The sequence below is a fragment of the Paenibacillus sp. FSL H8-0457 genome (assembly GCF_038051935.1).
GTDB classification, from domain to species: Bacteria; Bacillota; Bacilli; order Paenibacillales; family Paenibacillaceae; genus Paenibacillus_AQ; species Paenibacillus_AQ lautus_A.
This window is the reverse complement of sequence record NZ_CP150293.1, coordinates 2,700,440-2,723,018: the sequence shown is the minus strand read 5'-3', so window position 1 is coordinate 2,723,018 and position 22,579 is coordinate 2,700,440. Positions and strand designations below refer to the sequence as shown.

General features: G+C 49.1%; 31 protein-coding genes. All 31 read right to left on the bottom strand.

Annotated features, from left to right (window positions below; genetic code table 11):
* Positions 1 to 3: 3 nt before the first annotated feature.
* On the bottom strand, positions 4 to 225 hold the full coding sequence (locus tag MHI43_RS12155) for a helix-turn-helix transcriptional regulator (RefSeq protein WP_036665406.1): 222 nt from the start codon (positions 223 to 225) through the stop codon (positions 4 to 6).
* 706 nt (positions 226 to 931) lie between these two features.
* Positions 932 to 1,660, bottom strand: a complete 729-nt coding sequence (locus MHI43_RS12150; RefSeq protein WP_036665407.1) for an N-acetylmuramoyl-L-alanine amidase — start codon at positions 1,658 to 1,660, stop codon at positions 932 to 934.
* A complete protein-coding gene (locus MHI43_RS12145; RefSeq protein WP_036665408.1) occupies positions 1,657 to 2,118 on the bottom strand; it encodes a phage holin family protein in 462 nt (153 codons plus the stop codon). Before MHI43_RS12145 ends, MHI43_RS12150 begins: the two co-directional genes overlap by 4 nt.
* An 81-nt stretch (positions 2,119 to 2,199) precedes the next feature.
* The gene (locus tag MHI43_RS12140; protein ID WP_265576992.1) at positions 2,200 to 2,331 is read right to left on the bottom strand and encodes a hypothetical protein; all 132 of its coding nucleotides are present in this window, start codon (positions 2,329 to 2,331) and stop codon (positions 2,200 to 2,202) included.
* Between the two features lie 47 nt (positions 2,332 to 2,378).
* The gene (locus MHI43_RS12135) at positions 2,379 to 2,816 is read right to left on the bottom strand and encodes a hypothetical protein (RefSeq protein WP_036665410.1); all 438 of its coding nucleotides are present in this window, start codon (positions 2,814 to 2,816) and stop codon (positions 2,379 to 2,381) included.
* 11 nt (positions 2,817 to 2,827) lie between these two features.
* Positions 2,828 to 4,069 (bottom strand): phage tail protein, encoded by a 1,242-nt coding sequence (locus tag MHI43_RS12130; protein ID WP_036665412.1) that lies wholly within the window; start codon positions 4,067 to 4,069, stop codon positions 2,828 to 2,830.
* Positions 4,070 to 4,080: 11 nt separating this feature from the next.
* Positions 4,081 to 4,719 (bottom strand): hypothetical protein, encoded by a 639-nt coding sequence (locus MHI43_RS12125; RefSeq protein ID WP_036665414.1) that lies wholly within the window; start codon positions 4,717 to 4,719, stop codon positions 4,081 to 4,083.
* Positions 4,716 to 5,894, bottom strand: a complete 1,179-nt coding sequence (locus MHI43_RS12120; protein WP_036665417.1) for a baseplate J/gp47 family protein — start codon at positions 5,892 to 5,894, stop codon at positions 4,716 to 4,718. Before MHI43_RS12120 ends, MHI43_RS12125 begins: the two co-directional genes overlap by 4 nt.
* The gene (locus tag MHI43_RS12115) at positions 5,869 to 6,243 is read right to left on the bottom strand and encodes a hypothetical protein (RefSeq protein ID WP_036665419.1); all 375 of its coding nucleotides are present in this window, start codon (positions 6,241 to 6,243) and stop codon (positions 5,869 to 5,871) included. The genes MHI43_RS12120 and MHI43_RS12115 overlap by 26 nt, the downstream gene beginning before the upstream one ends.
* An 11-nt stretch (positions 6,244 to 6,254) precedes the next feature.
* Entirely contained in the window at positions 6,255 to 6,647 is a 393-nt protein-coding gene (locus tag MHI43_RS12110; RefSeq protein ID WP_051425414.1) for a Gp138 family membrane-puncturing spike protein, read from the bottom strand.
* A complete protein-coding gene (locus MHI43_RS12105; protein ID WP_036665420.1) occupies positions 6,644 to 7,432 on the bottom strand; it encodes a hypothetical protein in 789 nt (262 codons plus the stop codon). Before MHI43_RS12105 ends, MHI43_RS12110 begins: the two co-directional genes overlap by 4 nt.
* Positions 7,425 to 7,751 carry a hypothetical protein gene (locus MHI43_RS12100; RefSeq protein ID WP_036665673.1) on the bottom strand — a complete coding sequence of 109 codons (327 nt, stop codon included), beginning with the start codon at positions 7,749 to 7,751 and terminating at the stop codon, positions 7,425 to 7,427. The genes MHI43_RS12105 and MHI43_RS12100 overlap by 8 nt, the downstream gene beginning before the upstream one ends.
* Positions 7,752 to 7,759: 8 nt before the next feature.
* Positions 7,760 to 8,284, bottom strand: coding sequence for a phage baseplate protein (locus MHI43_RS12095; RefSeq protein WP_036665422.1), 525 nt, complete (start codon positions 8,282 to 8,284; stop codon positions 7,760 to 7,762).
* A complete protein-coding gene (locus MHI43_RS12090; protein WP_036665424.1) occupies positions 8,271 to 10,616 on the bottom strand; it encodes a phage tail tape measure protein in 2,346 nt (781 codons plus the stop codon). The genes MHI43_RS12095 and MHI43_RS12090 overlap by 14 nt, the downstream gene beginning before the upstream one ends.
* 48 nt (positions 10,617 to 10,664) lie before the next feature.
* Positions 10,665 to 10,853 (bottom strand): hypothetical protein, encoded by a 189-nt coding sequence (locus tag MHI43_RS12085; protein WP_036665426.1) that lies wholly within the window; start codon positions 10,851 to 10,853, stop codon positions 10,665 to 10,667.
* Entirely contained in the window at positions 10,828 to 11,124 is a 297-nt protein-coding gene (locus MHI43_RS12080; protein WP_036665428.1) for a hypothetical protein, read from the bottom strand. The genes MHI43_RS12085 and MHI43_RS12080 overlap by 26 nt, the downstream gene beginning before the upstream one ends.
* 38 nt (positions 11,125 to 11,162) lie before the next feature.
* Entirely contained in the window at positions 11,163 to 11,561 is a 399-nt protein-coding gene (locus MHI43_RS12075; RefSeq protein WP_036665430.1) for a phage protein, read from the bottom strand.
* Positions 11,562 to 11,577: 16 nt separating this feature from the next.
* A complete protein-coding gene (locus tag MHI43_RS12070) occupies positions 11,578 to 12,573 on the bottom strand; it encodes a DUF3383 family protein (protein WP_036665432.1) in 996 nt (331 codons plus the stop codon).
* Entirely contained in the window at positions 12,566 to 13,054 is a 489-nt protein-coding gene (locus MHI43_RS12065; protein WP_036665434.1) for a hypothetical protein, read from the bottom strand. Before MHI43_RS12065 ends, MHI43_RS12070 begins: the two co-directional genes overlap by 8 nt.
* Positions 13,041 to 13,388: a hypothetical protein gene (locus MHI43_RS12060; protein WP_036665436.1), complete on the bottom strand. Its 348-nt coding sequence runs from the start codon at positions 13,386 to 13,388 to the stop codon at positions 13,041 to 13,043. The genes MHI43_RS12065 and MHI43_RS12060 overlap by 14 nt, the downstream gene beginning before the upstream one ends.
* A 2-nt stretch (positions 13,389 to 13,390) precedes the next feature.
* Positions 13,391 to 13,747, bottom strand: coding sequence for a hypothetical protein (locus MHI43_RS12055; protein ID WP_235201890.1), 357 nt, complete (start codon positions 13,745 to 13,747; stop codon positions 13,391 to 13,393).
* A gap of 116 nt (positions 13,748 to 13,863) precedes the next feature.
* Entirely contained in the window at positions 13,864 to 14,406 is a 543-nt protein-coding gene (locus MHI43_RS12050) for a hypothetical protein (protein ID WP_036665441.1), read from the bottom strand.
* Complete coding sequence (locus MHI43_RS12045) at positions 14,406 to 14,792, bottom strand: collagen-like protein (RefSeq protein WP_036665444.1); 387 nt, start codon at positions 14,790 to 14,792, stop codon at positions 14,406 to 14,408. Before MHI43_RS12045 ends, MHI43_RS12050 begins: the two co-directional genes overlap by 1 nt.
* 37 nt (positions 14,793 to 14,829) lie before the next feature.
* Entirely contained in the window at positions 14,830 to 15,996 is a 1,167-nt protein-coding gene (locus MHI43_RS12040; protein ID WP_036665447.1) for a phage major capsid protein, read from the bottom strand.
* A 43-nt stretch (positions 15,997 to 16,039) separates the two neighbouring features.
* A complete protein-coding gene (locus MHI43_RS12035; protein WP_036665450.1) occupies positions 16,040 to 16,642 on the bottom strand; it encodes an HK97 family phage prohead protease in 603 nt (200 codons plus the stop codon).
* Positions 16,643 to 17,917 carry a phage portal protein gene (locus MHI43_RS12030; protein WP_051425415.1) on the bottom strand — a complete coding sequence of 425 codons (1,275 nt, stop codon included), beginning with the start codon at positions 17,915 to 17,917 and terminating at the stop codon, positions 16,643 to 16,645. It abuts the gene before it with no gap.
* Between the two features lie 19 nt (positions 17,918 to 17,936).
* A complete protein-coding gene (locus MHI43_RS12025) occupies positions 17,937 to 19,730 on the bottom strand; it encodes a terminase TerL endonuclease subunit (RefSeq protein WP_051425416.1) in 1,794 nt (597 codons plus the stop codon).
* Positions 19,711 to 20,196 (bottom strand): phage terminase small subunit P27 family, encoded by a 486-nt coding sequence (locus MHI43_RS12020; RefSeq protein ID WP_051425417.1) that lies wholly within the window; start codon positions 20,194 to 20,196, stop codon positions 19,711 to 19,713. Before MHI43_RS12020 ends, MHI43_RS12025 begins: the two co-directional genes overlap by 20 nt.
* Before the next feature lie 164 nt (positions 20,197 to 20,360).
* A complete protein-coding gene (locus MHI43_RS12015) occupies positions 20,361 to 21,368 on the bottom strand; it encodes an HNH endonuclease signature motif containing protein (protein WP_051425418.1) in 1,008 nt (335 codons plus the stop codon).
* A gap of 50 nt (positions 21,369 to 21,418) precedes the next feature.
* Positions 21,419 to 21,802: an HNH endonuclease gene (locus tag MHI43_RS12010; protein WP_036665454.1), complete on the bottom strand. Its 384-nt coding sequence runs from the start codon at positions 21,800 to 21,802 to the stop codon at positions 21,419 to 21,421.
* A gap of 157 nt (positions 21,803 to 21,959) precedes the next feature.
* Positions 21,960 to 22,508 (bottom strand): site-specific integrase, encoded by a 549-nt coding sequence (locus MHI43_RS12005; protein ID WP_036665457.1) that lies wholly within the window; start codon positions 22,506 to 22,508, stop codon positions 21,960 to 21,962.
* Positions 22,509 to 22,579 lie beyond the last annotated feature (71 nt).

Sequence of the window (22,579 nt, the reverse complement as noted above, 5' to 3'; positions counted from 1 at the left end):
GCTCTATGCCTCGGTGGCTTCTTCATTCACGTATTCGATTAATTCATTAATGCTAGTTAATTCGAGTGCCTTATATACCTTATCTAAATTATCAGGGGACCATGCTTTTGATTTGTTCTTGACCATATCCAGAATTGTAGGATAGCGAATTCCGGTCATTTCAGATAATTGATTCGCATTCATTCTCTTTTCAAATAGTATTCTGTCCAGCTTGAGCTTGAACATTCTAATCACCTCATCATTATTATATACGATTATCGTTTAATGTAAACGATATTAGAATAATTTATACGAAATTCGTTGACTATTATACGAATTTCGTATATAATTAGATATATAAAGGAGGTGAACAAGGATGAGAAAAACAAGGAAAGAAGAACAACGAGATGAAAGAATCGCAAAGCTCATGCTAATGGGTGCAACCATTGGCTTAGCTGGTTCAATCATCAACCTCATCACCGCTCTGGTCGACTAATCAGACACCCTGAAAGGGAGCCCCGAAGGGGCTTCCCGTCAGGGATGGTGAAATATCAGGTGTTGTTCTTCTTTCCTTAATTATAACACAAGGAGCTGACCGTATGAACCTTACCAAGATGTATAAAACAACCATGGCATTGAGTGTGGCATCTATTGTAATCAGTTTGGTGACGTTAAGCATCCTAATTGTTAAGTGGTGAATTCCATCTTGGAATTCGCGACAAAAAGACCCTACCGGCTTTGATGCTGGAAGGGTCTTTTTCTAATCGGTAGTTATATGCAGAACTATTCAAATCTTTGCAATGTCAGGCCGAATATCCATGTAGACAAAAAAAGAACCCCGCCAGCCTAAGCCAACGAGGTTCCTTCTACCGATTCCATCGGATTGCATCACGGTGCATACCGTTGATATTGTATTCATTTTAATTCAATTGGGACGATTTGTAAACACTACTCATTTTGTTGTAATCGTAGCCGTCTTGGTCTTGTTATCCCAGCCTATTTTCGTCCCCAGGGCCTCACTCACAGCTCGGAGAGGTACATAGGTCACTCCGTCCACTAGCTTACCGTCTTTGATCTTCTTGCCGTCCACCATTACATTCACCTTGTCGCTCACCGTAACTGCACCCTCTTTATTCTTCAGCCCGAGATACTTAGCTATCCCTTTTACATGTCCATCAATTAAAGCTTCAATGACTTCATGTCGCTTCAATTTGGCTGCATCTGTTGCCACATCGATAAACAGGTTTTCTGTCAGGACGGCCGGCATCTTAGATTCACGGCACATGTGCAGGTTCGCTGCCTTCTGACCCCGATCAATTACGTTATATGGCTTAAGTGCTGCCATGATCTCGGTGTGGAGCACGTTTTGCAGGGATCGTGAAGCAGCTGAAGCATTAGTATACCGGAAGGACTCAAAGCCCCCAGCGCCACCGCCTGCGTTACAATGTATGGAAACCAACAGATCCGCCCCAGCTTTGTTGGCCGTGTCGGTCCGCTCTTTGAGCTCCAGGAAGACATCCGTTGACCGAGAGAGTTCTACCTGTACTCCATCGTAATCACGTTCCAGTTGTTTTTTAATTTCGAGCGCAAGAGTTAGAACAATATTCTTTTCTTGAAGCCAGTTAGCGCCTGCTCCTGGGTCTTTACCGCCGTGACCGCCATCGATCCATACCTTTTTCATTTCGTGGTTCCCCCTTTCCGTGACTCGGCACGTTGAATCTTTTTATCCAGCTCCGATTTCACCCAATCGATAATCGCGTTTAGGACCGGCAGCGGTAGCCAGTCACCCCAACCTGCACGTATCGAGTTGGCCGTCATACTTTGCACCACATGATACAGCGTGCCGATGGCCAGCGCGCCAAAGATAATGCCAGGCAAGTTGAAGACAACATCCAAGAGATGCCCGCCAGCTGGTAGCAACAAAATAAAGAATGTTCTTGCCACTCCATCCAGGCCATACCGGCTGCCATACGTATTATCGCGCTTGGAAGCGCGAACGCCGGACAACCAATCCATGATAACGAAAAAGAGCAAAGCCGTCATAATGGAGATCACGGCGTCCTCATCGCCATACATAAAATCAAAAACCGGGACCAAGAAGGCCCCGGCAGTGCTGAAGATTGCTTTCCATTTATCCACTTGAATTCCCCCTAATAATAATGGATGCCCCCGGACCACCCAGGGGCATAAAAAATACGCCTTGCGGCGCTGCTGGTGAAACTATTCTTCGATCAGGAATTCCAAGCCGCTATCAACCAAGATATCGCGAACGCCTGGCTGCAGGGATGTGGGTACCTCGCTGAACTTCGTCTTGTCCAGGATTACACGTTGAGCAAAAAACATCGCCATCATATCGCCTCCACCTCCTTTCCAGAGTATCCAGTAAAGGAACCGGCGTATCACTGGTAAACCTGTGTGGCCATCTCCGCGATGACATCCTCAATGAATTCCGTTCTTTCTGTCAAAGCACTGTTTTGTGCTTTCAGCAAAATGTTTTCTTGCTTCAGTTCCTCTATCTCTTGAGACAATGGCCTCTGGAATACAGGCGGCTGCTCCTGATCGTTCGGATCAGGATACCAAAACTCTAACTCGCTGGTTTCTGGATTGACTCGGTAATCCCCCTTTTTTGCAAGGACATCATCGAAGTCCGCAGCAAATTGTCCGTATTCAAGTTCAAGTAAGCCGACCGTTTCGGGATTTCTTTCAGAAAGCTGGACATATGTCTCAAAATCTTGCTCTTTTGTTTTTTTTAAAACGAAACCTGAATGCTCTTTCGTATCAACGATCACATTTCCAGTGGCTTTATCATAATAGATTTTTCGTCCAATCAGATTCATATTATCCCTCCTCACTCCGTTGCAAAATAGTTGTAAATCCCACCTCGGCCAAGTGACGTTTGGACGCTAAAAAATCCACTACCGATATTAACAAAAGGGGTACCATCAGCACCATTATCGAGCCCAAACAATCGGTTGAGTGGCTGGCCGTTAGTAGGAGCGTCTGCGCTATAGACCATCACATATCCATTTTGTGCTCCTCCCCAACTGGCCATGGATAATATAATATTTCTCGGTGTAAAACCCAAACCAGCGACACTGCCGGAACCGGTTGTTCTAACGACGTCGATTTGACCCGCCGCCCACTTTCTACCTGTATTAATTTGAGTAATCTTATTCGCTAATACCGTATTGGTATCATCCACAGAAGCCGCCACACCCTTCGCTATTATCGAATTGACGATGGCTTGCTTTTCGGCTGTGGTCATGCGTTCAAGAATCCCCTTAACATTAAAGAGAGTAACGTCTTTTGGTAAATTACCTGGGATGAGTGCTGGAACATTCACCCGCATGTAGTTACTGCTACCAGAGCTTCGATATGCTCCGTAAGGTACTGGAAACCTAAAACTTGGCTGCGCTTGTGGATTCTGAATGTCGCTAAGTGGTATTTCCGTGGTACCAGTGATATCAGGTACTGTCCCCACCAACCTCTTCCCGTCTTTGCCATAAGCAACATAGTCTTGAATCATATGCACGCTTAATCCGCTATGAAGTTCGGGTAAAGTAGCATCGCTGGCGTTTACTATATTCGGGTCTGACAGCTTTGAGATAAGCTGCGCCCATGATTCATTTGTGGATGCCGTTATCCCTTTGGAGTTGAGCACGGCAACCAGATTCGCTTTTTGCTCAACTCCAAGCTGCTTTCCCGCCAGTGCTTCTTTCATCACCTCACCTAAAGCCTTTTCTGTCGGTGCAACATTCTCCCTAATACCATTTGTAGCATTGGAGAGCTGCACAATCCCCTTTTCGGTTAGGGAAGCGTCCGGCAGGACGATTTCTTGTCCATCAGGTAACAATTCAGGCGGGATTTTACCGGTATTATCTAAACCGGCATATCCACCCGGCTTCCCTTTATTGCCGAGAAGCTCCACTTTACTTCTGATTTCTTCTAGGACTTTGTAAGCACGGTTAAACAGCCAATTAAACCAATCGGCCGGGGGCTTCTCACTAGGTAAAAAACCAGCTTGCTTTTTACTCGCTGGCGGCTCAGTACCCGGGTTACCCCAATCGGGCAACTTTTCATTGAAACTCATGGTATCCCTCCCTAAATCGGTAAATCAACATGGTCTGCTGGATCATAAACGGCACCCAAATAACCACCAATACTCCCGGTTAGATCACTAAACCCGGCCTTGTCATCAACTTCAATTTCATCCTGCAACGATGAAAACGCAAAGGTACCTGTAAGCTCGATTATGCCCACCCGCACACCAGCTGCAACGGTCCGCTGTACGATGCGTGCGAACTGGTAAGCACTCATCCCCACGGCATTAATTCGCGCAAGCGGCAGCTGAATAATGCTAATCGCGGCAGGTTCAGGATCGCTCGGATCATTGTATTTTTCGGCAATCTTGATTTCAGACGGCGGTACATTTAGCGCCGTCGACAATACCCGGATAATCGTATTAATGTCCCCCTGGGAAAGATTCCGGGCAATCTTGGACTTGATCAAGATCCGGTAAATTTCATCGGTGGCCACGCCGCGCGATTGCACGACATTGGCCCCGATCCGGTCCAGCGTGGTCCCTTCGGCCGAGTCAATGTCACGCCATGCCTTGACACGCTGCTGCGTGGCCTTCAGGCGTTCCAGTTCATGAGCAAAGATAGCCATCAGCTTTCCTATATTGCTTTGGGTATCCTTGCGGTACACGTCCGTTAGGCGGGATAATAATTCTTTAATCATGATTCCACCACCGTTATAGAGTCGGCATCCACCTGGGCCACGGATTGACGCAAGATGGGCACGTTGCCCTCATGCCATGTCACACCGGCATCCGTGGAAATCTCCACAGTAGCATCATCTACGCCAGGGATAGTTAAAGCGGTGGCCACCAAGCGCGCATGAATGACAGGCGCCCCCATGGAAAGCCCGGAATATAACTGGCCATCCGCATCCTCACCGCCAATGTATTTAATCATGGCCGTCTTCATCATGGCCACGCCTTCAAGGGGGTAGCTGCTATTTTTAGTTACCGTTACCCGAAGCATCACCGGCTTTATGCGGGCATACGAAAAACGGACCTCATGCGGATTACCCGCCAGGTCCGTCACCGTAACACGCTCTGTTCCATAAGGTTCAATACCAGCTGCTTTTTTGATAAAGATTGCGGCCCCGATATCCTCCGGTTGCCCGCCCAAAACATACGCTTCAAACGACTTCCCCGGTCTTCCCTCTGCATCCGGTGTACTGGCCGTATTTTCAATAACAGCTGCAGCACGTACGCCCGGAACCGATAAAAGAACCCCGCGAATGCTATCCACGGTACCTGAACCCCCGGAAGCAACGGAAAGGGAAAAGCGGTCCCGAAACTCTTGGTCGGTTTCCTTCTCACGCCCGCCCCCGGTTGCAGCCGGGTTCGTAACGGCTGTAACATCGGCATTCGGATTCACGATATCCGTTATCCATCCTGCAGCAACATTGCCCGTCTGCCCTGGTTCAATCGCTGTGATATTAGCCATGACCTTTCCATTGCTGCCGATCGTAACAAGGTCATCCGTTTCAAAATACCGTTCCCCTGCAGCCACCCGAAACCCGGCCTGCACAATATATCCCGGCGTTCCGGTTAGCTCCACTTTTCCAACGGCATATTGATTCATGATTCGTGTTACGCCTACATACGGTCCTAATCGGTCCAGGCTGGTCCCTTCCGCTGTATTAACGTAGGCGCTGTTATATACGTCCTCCGTATCCTGCCAAAGCCGGGCTATCACCCAGGCCACGATCCGCAAAATAATACCCAGCGGTGACCGGGCCGAGGTATTAATGGTTTCCCCGAAGGCTTCACGCGCCTTTTCTTCCATGCTGGAAAACACATCTTCGAAGCGTTCACGCTTAAACCCCGTTCGATCCAATGCCATCTAGTTCCACCTCCTGATTCAATGTTTCGCCATCTGTGGTGGTTGCCGTGAACGAGATGAGCTGCTTGCGGGTTTTCGAATCTTGGTTGATTGAAATCTCATCCACCGTATCAATAAAATCCAATTGGTGAATACCTTGGCGCAGTTCCTCTATCATTTCTTCCTGGCTGAGCCCTTTGCCTAAAAAGGTTTCAAAACGAATCCCCAAGTCAGGATCTAGAAACCATTCCTCTTTGTTTGTTCCCAATGTAATCCGAACACATTGGGCCTGTTCTGCAGCTCCATCCACCATGACAAGATCATCCCCGTCTAGGACCAAATCCCCTGCAGATAACCGTAATGATTGCATCGCTTCCCCTCCTACAGTGATCCAGGGAAAATCCCAACAATCACCGCATCATTTTTATCATGCTGGCGCAAGCTGTCCGGGCTGGCCACTTGTCCGGCCAATCCGTTTTTAATCTCTTGATCAGCATACACCACCATTACCACATCCCCTGCATGAAGGACGGGCTTATATACCTGCTCAGCTCCGCCATTGACTGAATACCGGTGTCCGACTGCAGGCACATTTGTAATCGGGGCCGGATCGTCTTTACCGCTGCGAATCAGCGGCTGTACCGTTGCCCTGCAGGTCGATGAATCAAAGGACAGCACGCGGCAGATGGCCGCAACATGAATACCGCCCGACTGCATACCCGTATGCCCCTGAAGGAGCCGGGCCAGCGTCCCCGCTGGGTCGTTCCGGCTCATAGAACCGTCTCCATTGCCGTGGTGAAATCTCCGGTTCTTGAGAACGTGTGCGCACCGCTGCGAACATACAAACGGCCTGTGAAGGTTTCACTCGTCAGGTCCACCACGGATGCGGTTGTAATTCGGTACTGCAGCTGCGAGGTAATTTGATAGCCCTTGGATTCGTCATCCTCCTGGTATTCTGGCACCCCAATTAACCCCGTTGCTGCAGATAGCTTGAACCGGTTGTCAGCTCCACGCTTGAGGTTGCGAATATATAAGCGGCCTTTATTGATATACACGGCCGTTTTACAGTCCTCTGCCACTTTGGCGATAATGCCGGTTACCTCACCGGATGCCGTGTACCCGTCCGTATACCGGTAATCTCGTACTAGCTCAAACTGAGCAATGGGTAAACCGATCTGCCCGGCCATGTCTTTGATAATGTAACTGGCCAACGTCCCCTCTTTATAACTGACGTCTTTCAGGGTGCGCTTGCTCAAGTCCTCACTATCGATGACATAGATGGTCGTTACCTTGTCTACGCCTTCGCGGCGACTGCGTACGGCTGAAACAAACCCATGCAGAATGACCCCCACATCTCCGACGTACCCGGCATTCACCATCAGCGTATCCCCACGCTTGATTTTATTAATCGTCTCGGCCGTCAGGTTCCAGATTTTAATCTCGGATTCATTCGGCAGCGTATCATCATCAAAAGGGACAGAACCTTCTATGTTGAACTTATCCATGGAAAAAGTCATCCCGGCCACCATGACCTCCACCACACGACCGAAGTTAGCCATCGCTCACCGCCCCCTCATCTATCACATACAAAAATACGCGCTCAGACAATGTGGCCCAGGTGACCGCCTGGCTCTCCCCAGATAAATCCAGCGGCAGCAGCGGATAGGCTGGGAACCGGGAATCCTGGATGTCTCCAAAAAGCGGCACACCATAGACCAGTTTGGCCCCGACCGCCAGCACTTCGGTATCTTGTTCAAGATCCACCGTAAAAAAGTCGTGTTCTGCATTGTAATGGACCTCAAAGGTATAGGTCTCTTCGGCAATGTCGACGTCAAACCGATACGGAATTAGCTCCTTTTCAATGTCCACATACTCCATATTCCCAATCACCCCCACTTGCTTCCTGGCTTAAATTTGACCTTCTGAGTGGTTTCCTTTTCTTTTTTGCTCTTGGATGATGTGCTTTTTTTACTGGATTTGCTCTTGGTCTTCGTTTTTTTCTTTTTGGTGCCTGAATTAATAATCGGTGCCGCCTGGGACCGGACCGGGGCAGGCAGTTTGCCTGCTGCCGATGTTTCGGCCACGCGGATCTCCTTCAACGTGAAGGAAATCGCGTACCCATTGGCTACCTGGTAGGTGTGATTCGTCTTCAAATCCGTGATGACCCCCACAAAGGCATTCCGGCCAACATAACTGACCAGCTTGCCCTTGTCTGACAGGTTAATGAGATCCGCCCGGATTTTCGATGCATTCGGACCCACGACATACCCGCTAAGAGCCATCGAGCGGCCAAGCCGCTGCACATGGTCCGAGATGGCAACCCCTTTTTCTACCGGCTGCTCGGTTACCTCATTGGCATACACCGGGTCTTCGGTTTCAATCAAAATGTACTGCCCGTTAATTGTTGCCATGGATCGCCGCCCCCTGTACGTTCAAGATGCGCCCGGCGCTTTCAAAGATTTCTTGTACCTGGCGTTTCACTTCGGCCGCAATCACCTGTGCCGTATGCTCTGCAGCTGCGGTGCCGCCACTACCTGCACCCGCCGGAACATTGATGGTAATTTCAATGGGTGGCATTGCGGCAGAAGTCGGCGTATAACGAGCGGGCGCAGCCGGTTCTAAGCGTGCATCTTTTGGCGCTCGCGGCTGCTGCAGCAAGCCCTCCAATTTGGAGAGTGGCAAGACAGCCTCGCTTTCTGCTCCTTCCCCGATCATGGCCAGTGTCGGCCCGGTAGCGATGCCCCCTTTGGCCAACATCGGAATGTTGGGAATATTAATGCCAAACTCTTGACCGCCAGCCCAGTCCGGAAGGGAAATTTGAATCTTGTTGAGTCCGTTAATCAGCTTATTAATGCCGCTAATCATGGTATTGATAAAGCCTGTGAACCCACCCTTGATACCTTCCCATAGACCACCAAACCAATCTTTGACGCCACCGAATGCCGTTTTAATGGATTCATACGCACCGGTGAAGATATTCCCAAAGAAGGTCCCCACCGTGGAAAAAACCATTTTGGTGGTTTCCCAATTGGATCTAAACCAGCCGACTACAGCGCCAAATGCATTGACTATGGCTTGGTAGGCCCCTGTAAAGATTCCGCCGAACCATGAACCGACACTGACAAAAACAGCTTTAATTCCGTCCCAAATGCCTTTAAACCAAGAACCCACCTTGCCCATTGCACCGACAATGCCGGTATAGGCTTCATTGAAGCGCGCTTTAAACCATGAACCAATCACACCAAAGACCGATTTCGTCCAATTCCAGAACCTGCCCATAGCGGCCTTGACCTTATCCCAATGCCGGATCAATAACACAATACCGACAATGACAGCAGCAATCCCGACCGCAATCCAGGTCATGGGATTTGCCAGCATCGCCACATTGAGGCCCAGCTGGGCGGCCGTGGCCATCAGGGTTCCGGCTCGGAATGCCTTCATAAGGACCGTGATAGTTTTGACGATCTGCATGGCCACAAAGGTTCCCTTTAGAGCAATCATGGCAATGCCCAAATCAATAACCGTTTCCCGGATCGTTTCCCAGTTGCCACTGATGAATTCATATATGGCCTTGGCCTTATCCGTAACAAACGTGATTGCATTCCCGATGGTATCCCCGATCGCATTCCCGATGGATTCGATTTGCGGTTTATGATCGGATATCCACTGGCCAAACTGATTCAGAAACGGCAGCATCTTTTGCCCAATGGGAATGAGGATACCGGTTTCTAATTGCCTGCCGAACATGGCAAACGCCTCGCCCGGTTTGTTGAACTTGATTTTGTTCAGCTCGGCCATGCTGTTGAGGGACATATCAAACTGACTATCCACATACCCCATAGCCGTAATGACATCTTTCTGCAGGTCTTCGAACTGGGTCCCGAATAGCCCGACCGCTACGGTGTTTTGCGCAACCGGATCTTCAATATCCCCAATCATTTGGGTAATCTGAGTAAACGCATCTTTTGCAGCTGGTCCCCCAGCCGCGAAGGTGCGCATCATCTGATCGGCATTGAGTCCGAGCATTTCGAACGCTTCAATCGCGCCTTTGTCTCCGGCATCCTTGGACCGGATACCGAATTCTTTGACGGCATCCGCTACTTTATCTAAATTAAATGCGCCCTCTGCAGATCCCGCCGCCAACGTATCAAACATTTCGTTAGCATCAAAACCAAGCGCCTTGAACTGCAGTGAATACTCATTGATGGTATCGATGAGCTCACCAGAGAAATCAAGACCTTTCTGTGTCCCTTGAGCCACCAGGTTAAACGCTTCTTCGGAGGAAATACCGAAGTTCTCCATCATCGTCTTGGCAGCTCGTGCGGACTCGTTGACCTCAATACCAAACGCATCCCGGAGCAGTAAGGCATTCCGGGTCGTGCTTTCCAGTTCATCCCCAGTCTGTCCGGTAATCTGTTGCACGCTTGCAATCGAACTACCTAGATCCTGCCAATCCGATCCGAAGTTTTGCCCATACAGGTTTTTGGCGATATCCCGCGTTTCCTCCATCTGCTCTGCAGCAGCGCCGGTGGCCATTTGGATATGGGACATCGACTTTTCATAATCGCTAGCGGCTGTAGTACCGGCAATACCGATCCCTGCAGCGGCCACCGATGCAGCCAGGCCAAGTCCGACCACACTTTTGGTCAGCATGGACATTTTCTTGTCTGCATCGCCCAACCCTTTTGAATTGACCTTAAAGCCTACGGCATACATCAAATTTCCGATGATTCCGCCAGCCATGTGGTATCACCTCCCGAAACAGCAAAAAAGACGCCCGATGATGGACGTCTATTTCCGTTTTTCCATTTTCTTTTGCTGTTCCATATACAAATCCAGCGCTGCATTTGCTTCTAAGATATCGTCATCGTCCATCAAGTTTAAATCACTGTAGGTGATAGACATATCACTGAGCAGCAGACGCCATTGCAGCCAGTTTCGGCTTGCTCGTTCTTTAGCTTCCTGGTTGCTGATCGTCATCGGCTGCTTCCTGTTCTCTGCCCGTAATAAAGGCAAATGCCGCACTTACCACTTCGGTCAAATCGGTGTAGGATTCAAAGTCTTCCATGCGCACCTTCGGTTCGACCACCACATGGGTCAACATTTCATCAGCCAGCCTTTCATCCAACGGGACGCCGTGTTTGTTCTTCACCCGGTCCGTGATCTTCGTGACGTTCCGCACGCCCGGATGCTGGAAGGTATACACCGTCCCGTTTTTAGCTGTGAATTTCTTTTGTTTGAAGTTTGCCATTGATAATCATCCTTTTCTAATTTAGATTTTGTATTTGATTAGTTGAACAACATGTCCATGCACTGGAATTCATACTCGCGGTCCTCCGCCTCACTGCCATAACTGCGTGAGGCAGGCTTTTTAATGAACGCCTCCGAGACCGTCACCGTCTCTTTGGGTGGTCCGGCATTAATGACCGATACTGGCACCAGCTCACCAGTGTTGGCCAGCTTGTCCAGGTACGCCACTTGTGGGCTTGTCTGGAGTAGCGTCACACTGATGGTACCGAGGGGATTGTTTACCTTCGTGCGAACGGTATCCCCTTGCGCCCCCACCTTGACCTCATAGTTGTCTTCATCCTTTTCGATTTCGACCATGGATTCAGCGAACCCCGTCAGAAACACACCGCCTACCGTCACCGTGACGGACTTGGCATCAAAAGTTGTAGCTTGTGCCATCTTCTCTCATCCTCCCTTATAGTCTGATTTGGCCGCGAATGGTGGTTTCGTGGATCGCTCCGGCCAGCTCGAACCAGAATTCACCGCCCGTGTATTTCCGCGCGGCGCGGTCTGCTGGATCTACTTCCGCCCGGCCCTTAAAGTTGGTTCCATACAGGGCCTGGCCATCCTTATCCGCCGCTATGATACCCTGGTTAAACGCACGCTGCAGCACGGTCCGCACCACGCCCTCAATCTGAGCAATCCCAGTATCGTCAAAACTGATCTTCGGCGCATTGTTCAAAAGCGTCTGCACGCCATGCTCGATGCTGAATTTGACATAATCTTTGGCATGGATGATGTCGATGTACTCCCCACTGAGTGTCTTGCCTTCGCTCGTCTGGTTCTTCCCAGCCTTGGTTACATAGGTGTTCGCTCCGGCTGCATGAATCGCAAGCAGTTCCGTATCCGATACTTGCATGGGTGCAATACCGGTCAGCCCTTTAAACTTCCAGGTCAAGGAACCCACATCAGCAGAACCTGCTCGGCCCACCCAGGCGGCTTCCGGGTAATTGGTGATGTCTTTGTGGTAAATGACCGTGCTGCGACTGTAATCCGTTCCGGCCAATACGCCTACATCCGTCAGGTCCGACGAACGGATAAAATACTGCCTTGAATTGTTTTGCTCGACCGCTTCCGCAATGTCGCCCACATCGTCGATATCCGTTGTGGTGGCAATCAGGAAATACCAATCCTGGTCAAACGCACCCGGCAAAACTTCCGATAATGGCTGATCGGTCTTCCGACACATAATCGCAATCTCTGCCGGGGAATCATCCCCCTGACTCAGCAGCGCCTTTGCGGCCTTGTACTCTTCGGTAGACTCGTTAAAATCGACCTTCACCCCTTCCAGGTCCGCATAAGTTTTGTATGCGGAACCGGTGGCGCTTGTACCCAGGATGAGGGGTTTGCCAAATCCAAGCTTTGGCGTTGGGCGCTCGATGTCTATAATGACCGTTACATCTTTAGCCATGTGTATCTTCTCCTTTCAAGTTCACGGTTTCTATAGGGTTTAAAGCCTGAACAATGACGTTTGGTGCTCGTAAATTGAGTTCAAATCCATTCCGGCGCTCCCATTCCTCCCCGATCTGCAGATCGTTATTTTGGGTGGCTCCCACCTCGGTAATCACTGCGCCTGTATTATCCTTTAGGAGCCAATGCCCGTCCGTCATGAACCAATCACGGGCGCGGTTCGCTTGGCTCACACTCTCCAACCGGCTTTTAGCGTAACTTTGGAAGGCTACACTGATAGTGACCGTCCCGGAATGGATGAGCTGGTCCCCGTCAGCTGTCACCGCCATATGTCCGATGGGGCTTCCCTCATCGGTAAAGCTATACGTCATAAATGGAAACGGGGGCAGCTTTCCCTTGCCGTCCAACTCTATGACCGGTACACCTAAATGAGCCGTCATGCCTTCGATAAGGACCTTGCGAATCAACTCAAACTGGATCATGCGTACTCACCCGTTTCATTTTGTATTCGGATACGTCATCATAGGCGGACCAGTTATCATCCATGTGGATGGTGTACTGCCGGTTTTCATACTCAATGACATCCCCGTTTTGGTGGCGGAATGTCGAAAACAACATACGGTCATCCTCGTCGTACTTGCCGCCATCTTCCTGCAGGAATGAATCCCCCATCGGCTGCACTGAACCTCTCAGGGGCAGCTTGATATCTTGCGGCGGCACATAGACCCCCACGGAATCATAATGGCCCTCAACCTGGCGGATGAGGGTATAAGGCAATTCGTATTTTCGCAGGATGCGACTAAAGCGAAAGCGCATGTCTACCTCCTTTTTCTTGTCACCTCAAAGGTTAAGGCGTTGCGCAGGTCCTGATCTTCAATCAGCAGTTTCTTGCCGCTCTTACGGCGTGCGTAAATCGGGGATAGGGCGGGCTGCTTGATCCGGTCAAAGTTCTTTTGCATCCGGTCCAGACCCAGCTCCCCTATCTCCTGCAGCAAGGCATCCGCTCTTTTCTTGCCTAGGGCAATGTCGGTTAACGATTTACGGACCAGCTTGCCAATGGGTACCTGGCCTTTCTTTTTCCCGGTTCCGACAAAGGAACGGGCGGGGATGTTCATTTTGGCGGACCCATGTTCATGCACACCCGCGATGAGCGCAAGTTCCTCATCTCCCTGCATTCCTATATGGACCTCCTTGGACGCTAGGGGCATGAACCGATCAATTAAATCAAGGGGGCTCATGAACTGCGTAACCTCGACATTCGCGCGTCTGTAGCGCGTGCGCCTCCTTCTGCTCATACCCAGCGCCCCACGTACGGCAAGATTAACGACTCAACCGCCGATGGCAAGCGCCCATCTGCATCCGTATCTGCATAGGTGACGTTGATATTTCCCACCCGCTCCGACCGAATGCCTGGATCTCGAAGCAGCAGCTGTGCGAAAAGCAAGCAGGCCAGCTCTAACGGTTCCGGCAACGTGCGCGGCTCGTCGGTTGTTGCATCGCCTGGAAGCACATACCCCCCGATATAGTTGACTTGGATATTATGGTCACCTGTTGGCCACCCCGCTTCCCGGTACACCCTCCCATCATCCAACAACCGATAATCCCAATCGCTTGGGAATTCGACGCTATGAATCGGATAATTCCGAAGGTTAATATACTTGGATCTCCCATCCCCGCTAATCTGTTCCGTGTAACGCTGTTTTTTGAATTGTCGTTTGCAGCGGTTCTCAATGGAAGCAGAGGCTGACGCAATTTGCAGCGTCAGCATGTCATCCCCCCACGTATCGGCCACTGAGCCTAACAGGCCTTTCAGACGAGTTAATGTGGTCAACATTACCCCTTGCTCCCTTGCGTTAACTCAAGTGCCTCCACTCGGGAAATCAATTCGTTCCACTGGGCTTCTGTGGGGAATCCCGGTTCCCCTTTAGGGCCTGCCGGTCCTTTGGCTCCCGGCTCCCCCTTTTCACCTTGCTGACCCGCTTCCCCTTTAGGTCCAATGAGGGAGTCAAGCCATTCCTTCTCAGAGCCGCTGTAGCCCTGTTTTACGGCGATATTGTAGGCAGAGGGTCCTTCTATCCCTCCCGCTCCTGTAAAGCCGTCAGGGCCTAGGACAAGTTCCTTTCCGTCCCTTGTGATTTTCCCCTCACCTTCAAAAGCAAGCTCACCCTGAATCACCCAGCGCTGTCCGCCGGGCTCCTTATAGTTTTTGGTTGCGTACATGCTATCCCTCCAATCGAGGGGCTAGGCCCCTCATCTTTTAGTTAATAGTCAATTGCCCGTACACCACGGCGTCCAAATCAAACGCCCTTACATCTTCACGCTGAATGGCCCGGACGTCTGTCGAGTTACGGGCAAAGGACTTCCCGCCAACATTCGTGGATGCGATGGAATACTGCTGCCGATCAAACAAGACTACGGCTTCTTTCAGATCCCCGATAATCATAGGGGCCAGCTTGGTGGTTGTGCCTGTGCTTGGCAACCAGCGGTTCGCCATGACAACAATCGGTTTGCCCTTGAACATTTTTTGTGTCGGATTCAAAGGATTTGGCTGCAGCAGATCGCGTCCGTCACTGTCTTTTTGTGTATCAAGATAGTGGAATCCGTCCTGGTTCGTCAGAATGATAGCTCCCTGGCTAATCGATGGGTCCAAATCCACATTCAAGACATGTTTGATATCATCCAGGCTTGCAAGCGGAACCTTTGTTTTGGTGTCCAGCAATGTCAAGACCAGTTGATTCCGGGTCACGGTTGATTTTTTCGCAATCCAACGTGCCAGGTAGGACATTAGATTTTGGTCTGTGTCCGAAAGCAAGCTATTGCTAAGGGGAAGAATGCCCCCACGGTCCTTGATGGCGTAAGCAACGGATGCAAATTTAGGATTGTCCATGTCATCCAAGTCTGTCAGTTCCGTAATTTCGGTGAACGGTGTAATGTCTGCGTTTTTCTCAATAACTCGGGAACCGCTTCGTGTGGAAACCGGCTCCACGGTAATATAAGGCTCCAGGGAAACAAATTCCCGCTTCTTTTCATGAATCAAGGTGACGATGTCTTTTGGCACAAGCAATCCGCCATCCTCATCCACTCCCTCTTGCATACCGGCGCGAACTTCTTGGATGCCTTCTTCAATCAAGGACCGTTCTTCCGTATTCAAATGTTTGTTTCGAAGGGTTTTTAGGAAGGCATTCCGATACTGTGCGGACTTGTCTTGGTCATCAGACCGTTTTTCCGGCTCGACAATCGGATTTGTTACGCCTGGCGTGTCACTCTCACGGATTTCAGCCAGCAATTCAATTTGCTTTCTCAGCTCCTGCGCTGCATCTTTCGCTGCTCTCGCCTCATCCAGCTTCCCATCACCTGCCAGGCTGCGGGCTTCCTCCAATTTCTGTGCCAGCTTCTGGCGTAATTCGCGTTCTTTTTCGTCCATGGTAGTACCTCCGTATATTGGATTTGGATATAAAAAAGACCCGTTAGACGATAGCTAACAGGTCAAGTTCCAGTAACAATTTTTCTTTTTCATGCTTTCGCTGTTCTTTGGTTGTAATGCCCAGCTGCTCAATACTTCGCTTGTTGACTTCGCTGCCTGGATATGCGGCAAAAGGAGTCGGAGATACTTCGAATAAGTTCACGTCAAGCAGCGTGCGCTCGTACACGTCTTCATCTTTCAGATACTGCCATGAATCACTTCGAACATAGAATCCGAAGCTAACCCCGTCCACATCTCCACGTTGTATGGATTCGTAGGCATCATTTCCCCATGTATTATTCGGCAAGTCCAGTTCAAAGGCTAAACCCACCTCGTCCTCCCATAACCGCAACGTTCCATTTTTGGTAGAACCGAGAACAAAATCGCTCCGATGATTCCAAAATGCTTTAATTGTATTTTCTTGCAGGCTGCGTGCAAAAGCTCCTTTCGCCACCCGTTCATAAAATTCGCCCCAAATCAGCTGGCTCCGCTGATTGAACTTGACGACATAACCGACGACGGTTCGGGTTGTAGCCCCTCCCTCATTTTCGGTGCTTCGAATTTCAATTTTATCCGCTGGTATAAACCGCTTTACCCGTTCATCCATCTACTCACCTCCTTTCTCGGTTTTCAGACCGGCTTTCAGGGCTTGATACTGGTCCATCTTTTCCAGACTGACATAGTTCAGGCTGACAAAATGACGGTCGCCCATCTCCCCGATGTTGTCCCTCTCTTCCAGCTCGCGGACTTCGTTAATCGTGTAGACACCCATCGCAATCATTTCTTTGTAGTACGCTGCCCGGCTGGCGCTGTCCCCTCGGAGCTCTCCGGCAACATTGAATTTCGTGTAATACCTCCGCCGTTCCAACTCCGTGAACAACTTATAATCACATTCCTGTTCCCAATTCGTGATGATCGGCTGCAAGGTGCTTTTCACATACTCCAACGATTGATTTTCCATATTAGAGAACTTGACGTCCGTCAGGCCCAGCTTGTAACCTGGCACCTTATAGATTTTGGCGACTTCACTAATACCGAATTTACTTGTCTCGATGAACTGTGCATCGTTGAGGGGCATGCCTAAATTTTGGTACTCCATCCCAGCATCCAAAATCGCGATACGGTGCGCGTTATTCAGTCCGGAATTCGCCTTTTGCCATTCATCCCGCGCCTTATCCTTGGCAGGCTTGTCCAGGGAAGTCCCTTGAGGGAGCCGCAATATACCGCGCGTGGCTGTTCCATTTGCATAGAAGGAGCCTAAAAACTTGCGCTGGGCTTGCTGTACGCCCAATTCCTCCCGAATGACCGAGATGGGTGTAATCCCCTTCAATCCGCTTTTGCTGATGGATCGGAAATGTAAAACATCGATGTGCCGGATCTTGCGCATTTCACCGCTCGGCAACGTGGTCACATACCAGACTTCCCCGGTCACATTGTCAACATGAACATCGGTCTTAGAAGGGTCCAGCGGCCAAAGGGCTTTTGGTCGTCCATTATTGATCCCGCTGGTTTCCCATTCAATGTTGGCATATCCATTGCCCCATACCGTCACATGGACTTGCATCAGCTCTTTAAAGATATAGGCGCTCATGTATGGATTCGAACGCACGCCAAGCAGCTGGGATGCCGGATGGGATGTGTCTTTTTCAATCCCGCTTCCTTTCTTTTTAAAGACCTGGAATGGTAGCTTTCCGATATCCCCGCCCAATATGGATGCGCAAGTATAAACGTTGCTGTTCAGCAGCGCCTTGTCATTGGTGATTCGCTCCCCGCTTGATGTGTTGGACACGCCAAAGAGATCCAAAAGCCATTGCTTTGGATTTAGCAGCGAATCATCATCTGAACGCCGTTCACGCCAGCGGCGGAAGACGCCTTTTTTCATTGGTTTTTCACCCCCTTCCCTAGAACGAGAAGTCATCATCCATGATATGGGCATTCAAATCGATGCGGCCACCGCCAACCATCGCCCGAACCATGGCGTTGATGATCGCCGCGACCAAATCAATGCGCTGGCTGTCGTCCTTGTGCTTTTTGCTCAGCTTGATATTGCCGTTGTTGTCGATAACCTCAATGGCATTGGCCAGGCACCAGGTTAAGAGCGGACTCCCATCGTGAACAATTTTGCCCTGCAAGATCAACTCGCGGAAAAACTTGGTCGGCTCTGAAAGCGTCTGTACCCCTTGCCGGATTTCAACCCGCTCGTACCCTTCCGCCTCCAATTGCTGCGTAAAGTGCGTTGCGTTGTAGGGATCGTAACAGACTTCCTTCACAAACCAGAATTCATCCCGCTCCATTTTCTGCATATGGGACTGAATGAAGCTGTAATCCACCACCTCGCCCGGTGTCAGGGTACACCACCCTTCTTCTGCCCACTGGCGATAGGGCACCCGGTCACTATGTTCATGCTGCGTGGCCCGCTGCTCGGGCATGAATCCATGCGCCGTGACCGCATAACGTCCTTCGGGTAAGCGGAACACATAACCGGCGGCGGTTAAATCGGTCGTCTTCGATAAGTCCAAACCGCTCCAAACCTCCACACCGCGCACCAACTTAAAAAAGTCCGCTTGCGACACGGCAAGGGACTTCCATTTATTCATATGCTCACTGGTCATGTATTTCTGATCACTGTCCGACTGCCAGCGGTTTACGCGCTTGGTCAACCACTCCCGAATTTTCGTCGGATCATTGGAATGGTACGCCTCGTCATGCTCGACACGAATTTGCTTCAGTAATTCTTCTGAGTATTCGTTTTCCTCCTGCAAAATCGGGTTCGCTTTGGGCCATAATGCCTCATTGTGCGGGTCATCTTCCTTATCCAGCTCCCGAATCATACAAAAATAGGTCTCATTCATGGGGCGGTTGCCGCGCATCATCATGCATAAAAAATCGTACTCTTTTTTGCATGGACTGTTTTCAGCGTCTTTTCCCGCTGTGCTGATGATCTGCATCAGGGATTGAAGCCGTTTCCCGAACCCGGAATAGGAGACATCCACGATTTCAGATGTCGGGTGGGCGTGATATTCATCGATGATCACCAGGCATGGAGCGCCGGAGTCCTTGTTCTTGGTATCTTTAGATAACGGTCGCATCCAGCCGCCACGGGAGCGGTGTTCCACATAGGTTTTTTTGATGTTCAGGCGCTTGGCAATATCCGGGCTGTTCTCCCCCATCTTTGCTGCATCCAGCCAAACCCGTTTCGCCTGCTGCTTATCGACAGCCGCACATTCCACTTCGGGGCTATCCTCGTACCGCTTATTCGTAGGATCGCCAGGCGGATAAATACAATCGCCCATCATGCCATACAGGGCCAGCCCACTCATTTCCGTGGACTTTACATTTCCCCTTGCCCTCATGTGGAACGCTTTACGGAACCGGCGTTTTCCTGAATCCATATGTACCCAGCCATACACGCTGCCTAGGTCGAATTTCTGGAAGGGAAGCAGCTGTATGAGTTCCCCGCTAAATGGCCCCCGTACGTGACGGCAGCAGCGTTCGAACCAATCAAAAATACGGTCGGCCCGGCTCTCATCAAACACGTAAGGAAAATCAGGCGTCGCTTGCCGCTGCAGGTCGTTTAAATGACGCTGACAGGCGAGGTACTCCATTTCACAGCTCAGACGTTTACCTAGAACAATCTCGGCGGCGTATTGATGTGTTGGATGCAGATCCTCCCAATCAATCGAAGAGTTCTGCATTTTCATCAACCTCCCCATCTGCCACACGTTTGGCCAGCCGCGCCCGCGACTCTGCATTCAGTCCCAATTTGTTGGAATAGGAAAGGGCGATACCTGCATACCGCTGCGACATTTGGACATACGCATTCGGGACCTGAATACCTGATTTATTGGTTTCGGTATAACCATGCTCATCAATGAGGCGGTTAGCCTCTTGGACCTTGGACACTGCATCGCAGTAAATGCCTAGTACATCCTCATCCACTTTATCCAGGACGCCGAACTCTTCCATGTCCTTCACGGTCTTCCGCCATACCTTTCGAGCTGAATCATCCAGCCATTCAGGGATACGCAGCTTGAGCTTCTTCTTTCGATTAAACTTCTTTGCGGCTTCCTCTCTGGACTCCACTTCCTTTTTGGTCCAGTTCTTTCCGCCACCTTTCTTCCCCACTTGCATATGGTTAAAATTAACAACCGGATTCGTCAATTGTTCTCCCTCCTTTTTTCCCGATTTCACCACGGGGACATTTTTTTGCATTTGAGGGGGCCGCGGTCTATAACAGTCTTTTCAAATATTTGACTACTAGGGGGGGGATATATCCTCCCTTAGAAAGCTCATTGAATAGATTTATATTACGTTGTTCCGCCAGCTCAAATATCCTCCTCTTTTTTCCTACTCTTCTTACCAGCCACCACAATCCTAGAGTTCCTAGCTATATCCTTTCTTAACTCAAGAGTTTTTTGGGCATCACCTTTTGCTTTAGCAAGTAATACTTGTAAAAGTGGATGCCCTGACTCCTCAATTTCTTTTGAGTTCTTTAACATCAAATCATCTAACTCCGATTTCCATCCAAGTTCCTGCAACGAGCGAGCCTGCCACCACAGATCTTTTTCTTCCGAAAACTTTTGTAATGCCTTCTCAAATAACCTATTAATCAAATTCTTCTCGACTAACTCTTTTAAATAAAAAGCAGCAGAAAAAGGATTGTCCTCTTCTAAATCTTTCAAAATACTTTTTAGATAATCCTTTGTAGCTTCAGTATCCATACCAATTCCAAGATAAAATCTAGCTCTTTGGCTGTAGTTTTTATTCTTTGTATACCGCTCAGTTTCTCGCGCAATTACGTCATCTGGGATTAGATCCGCTCTCCCTTGGATACTTCTCAAATCGCAAATTGATTGATCAGAAGGATTTTGACTCAGAGCTATTTCAATGTACTTATCCCGTAGTTCATAATTTCCAATCGAATTATATAAATACACCAAGAGAATATATTCTTCATTATCCCGGTATATCTCACTAACAGATGTCACGTACTCTATAAAATTTGAATCCTCCTTCATTGCTTGAGCATGTAAGCTTTCCATACCAAACCCATCTCTATTCTTTTTAACAACTTCAAGCCAATCATTTCGGTACAGGATCACTTGATCAGCATTTAATTTCCGACCAAATCCACCTTTAATCATGGTGTCATTATGACAGTCGAAACATAATGTTGATAAGTTCTCAATGTTATTATTGCTGGGATTTTCATCGATGTGATGAATTTGCACTGGTTTATTTCTCATTCTGCAAACACAACATGTTCGATCTGAAAGAAACATAAGTTTTGCAGCTATGTCTGCTGGTATTCCAGTTCGTACTTTCTTGGACATATCCATCCCCCTTTTTCCAGCAATTATACTATGCAGCCCACTCACTTTCATCAGTTGTTTAAAGAAATAAATTTAACTTTTCTCCCAAACCCTCCATCCTCTCTAGCAGTCTTGGCATCATGGCAGAACTTACACAACGCCTGCCAATTTTGCCGATCCCAAAACAATTTCATGTCTCCCTTATGTGGCTTGATATGATCTACTACAGTAGATTCTCTAACGCGTTCCTCTTTATAGCACTGGGCACATAATGGATTCTCCCGTAGAAAGGCCGCCCGTTCTATTCGCCAGTGGTGCCCATAACCACGCTTTGATGATGACTCGCGTTCTTGGTCATACCCTCTTTTCAATGCAGAGTGTTTAATGCAAAATCCTGTCGTAGTCAGCTCACTACATCCAGGTTTTTTGCATGGTTTTTTAGGTGATAATCCCACCTGAACTCACCCCCTCAAGGGTTACATAATGTCCCTTTTGAATTACTCAAACTGTACATTGTGTGTAACTCGTTATCTAACGGCTCTTCTTAGCCCTGTAAGGCTTTGAACCTGCTTGGTTAAATGAATTCCACCTATCCGTAATATGGAGAATTGATCAGGCTCTATGGCGTTTTAACGCTGCATCCATGGTGTCCTGTTCGACTCCGATATAGCGCAGTGTGACTTTCTCAGATGAGTGGTTAAAATAGTTCATCAACATTCCGATATCCTTATCGGTTGTCTCGTAATAGAAGATATAACCGAACGTTTTTCGAAGCGTATGGCATCCTATTTCTGACAGTCCGAATTCATCGCCAATGGTTCGCATGATCTTATAGGCCATAGATCGACTAATGGGCCGGTTCCATCCCTCCCGGCTTTTAATCAAGTATTCATTTGGAGCCTTTCCGGCAGTGTAATCATTCAACTCCCGTTTCAAATCCGGTTGAATGAGCACACGCTTTCTCTTACCTGTCTTTCTCTCCACAATGGAGATATGCGAACCTATAACATCCCTTACACGCAAACGCAAGATATCACTGATACGAAACCCTGTATTTATGCCAATCGAAAACATAATGTAATTCCTCATGTTCGTCGCTCTTAAAAAATCCTTAATGTCCTCTAATACTTCCTGATCTCGGACCGGCTGTACAAATTTCATATCACCGCCTCATTTCGATTTCCCAAAGCGCTTGGGAAAAATATTGGAAATAAAAAAAAGCCGCATCTGCG